This is a genomic window from Synechococcus sp. Cruz CV12-2-Slac-r, assembly GCF_024346075.1.
Classification (GTDB): Bacteria; Cyanobacteriota; Cyanobacteriia; order PCC-6307; family Cyanobiaceae; genus Synechococcus_D.
This window is the reverse complement of record NZ_JAGQEK010000235.1, coordinates 1-2,038: the sequence shown is the minus strand read 5'-3', so window position 1 is coordinate 2,038 and position 2,038 is coordinate 1. Positions and strand designations below refer to the sequence as shown.

General features: G+C 47.0%; 2 protein-coding genes. One reads left to right on the top strand and one right to left on the bottom strand.

What is annotated here, in order from left to right:
- A partial coding sequence (locus KB557_RS11110) for a pentapeptide repeat-containing protein (RefSeq protein WP_255134205.1) occupies nt 1–781 on the bottom strand: 781 nt, incomplete at its 3' end.
- Between KB557_RS11110 and cobD the strand changes: the two genes are divergently transcribed.
- Nucleotides 764–1,951 (top strand): threonine-phosphate decarboxylase CobD, encoded by a 1,188-nt coding sequence (gene cobD, locus KB557_RS11105; RefSeq protein ID WP_255134203.1) that lies wholly within the window; start codon nt 764–766, stop codon nt 1,949–1,951. The genes KB557_RS11110 and cobD overlap by 18 nt on opposite strands.
- Nucleotides 1,952–2,038: the final 87 nt, after the last annotated feature.

Genomic DNA, 2,038 nt, shown 5'->3' with positions numbered 1-2,038 from the left:
CCATCATCTTTAATGCCAATGGTGCTAATTGTTGCATTAAACTCCAAGCTCCCCCCAGCATTTGGCTGCCCCATCCATTGCCGGTTTGTGTTGCAGGCCCTTTATTAAGCGCTACAGAAGCATCTTTTAATTGTTTTGCTAATTGCACTTCGCCGGCTTCTTGATATAACTGCCCCGCATAAGCAAGATCGTTTGCGGCCTCCCCATTGCGGCCCTGTTCTTGGCGGCTGATACCCCGTGCCATCCAGCTAATAGCAGCGCTAGGTTTCTTTGCAATCGCTTCTCCAAATCGTTGTTCTGCTTCTGGATGTTTACTAGCTAAAGCTGCTTTAACGCCTGCATTATGTAATTCGGAGTAGCTACGCGCTTGGCTTGGGATACCTTTTGCGCCTTCTATATAACTATTTGCTAATTGATCAATATCAAGCTTTGCATTGCTGAGATCAGCTGATCGCAGATCAGTGCCTTCTAGCTTTGCGCCCCTTAAATCAGCCCGATTTAGATTTGCCCCCTGCAGGCTTGCCTCCCTTAAATCTGCACCTCTTAAATCCGCACCACTTAAATCAGCACGGCCTAAATTTGCTTCTATTAGTTTTGCTTTTTTTAAATTAGCGCCTTGTAATTGCCCATAAACCAAATCTGCCCGTTGCAGGTTGCAAGCAGGGCAGCTTTTTTTATCTAGTAATTGCAATATTAAATCAGGGTTTGCAAGCCCTTTACCAGCCGCCATTAGCAGCAATGCAAAGGCAGGGGTAAGCAGCCAATGGTTGGCTTTTGCCACATAAAAGATGCCATTGCTCTTGTTGTATCGGCTAACGCTCCAATTCACAAGCAAACTGATGTGGTGCCAGATCAATTACCGCTAATTAGCCATCGCCATGGTGGAAACCGTCAGGAACGGGCAGAAGCGCTTGGTTGTAAACCCCAGCAGCTGCTGGATTTAAGTGCTTCTTTGGTGCCGTTTGGTCCGCCGCCATGGTTGCCACGGGCAATAAAAAAAGCCTTGCGGGATGAATTAGTTCCTTATCCAGATCGCCGTTATGCATTGCTGTGCAAAGCGATTGCAGATCAGCATCAGTTAGCTCCAGAACAGGTGTTACCCGGTAATGGTGCTGCCGAACTTTTTACCTGGGCAGCAAGGGATGCCGCAGCATTTCAGAACCTATTGCCGCAACCTGGTTTTTTTGATTACCAAAGAGCGTTGGCCTGTTGGGGCGCCCAGGTGGAGTTTCTAGCATTGCAATTGCAATGGAGTGCTGAATTTCCGCAGTGCTTCGAAGCGGCACTGCAAAACCGATTGCCGCATGGTGCTGGCAAAGCAATCTGGATTACAAATCCCCATAACCCAAGCGGGCAACTATGGAGTGCCGCAAGCATTGAGCCCTTGCTGCAGAATTTTGAACTTGTGATTGTGGATGAAGCTTTTTTAGCGTTAGTGCCCAGTGGCGAGCAGCAGTCTTTAGTGCCACTAATTAATAAATATCCAAATCTTGTGGTGGTGCGTAGCCTCACAAAATTATTTGCTGTGGCAGGTTTACGGCTTGGTTATGCCCTTGGGGCTCCAGAACGCCTAGCCCGTTGGGCCTCATGGCGTGATCCATGGCCTGTAAACGGGCTTGCAGCCGCAATGGGTGCCCCACTTTTGGCAGATCATGGCTGGACAAAAAAAGTGCAGCAGTGGGTAGCAAAAGAAGGCGCTTGGTTATTTCAGCAGTTGCAGCAACTTGATGGCATCACGCCAATGCCATCGGCTGCTAATTATTTCTTACTTCATGGCAAAAAGAGTTTGGAACCTTTGCGATTAGCACTTGAGCAAAAGCATCATATTCTTTTGCGTGATTGCCGCAGTTTTAGGGGTTTAAATGAGAATTACTTAAGGGTTGCTTTAAGTGATCGAGCTGGTAATCGCAGGTTAATTAAGGCGTTAGGTGCAGCTATTAAAGGTTTATAGAACCCATAAAGGGGTATAATGGTTGAAATATAACCTCGTGCTAAATACCCAAATTAAGGCCTGCCTAGGTTATTTATTGCATTCGTA

Bases quoted from the DNA above. Each gene is read 5' to 3' on its own strand.
- cobD (WP_255134203.1), top strand. From the start codon at position 764: ATGGTTGGCTTTTGCCACATAAAAGATGCCATTGCTCTTGTTGTATCG.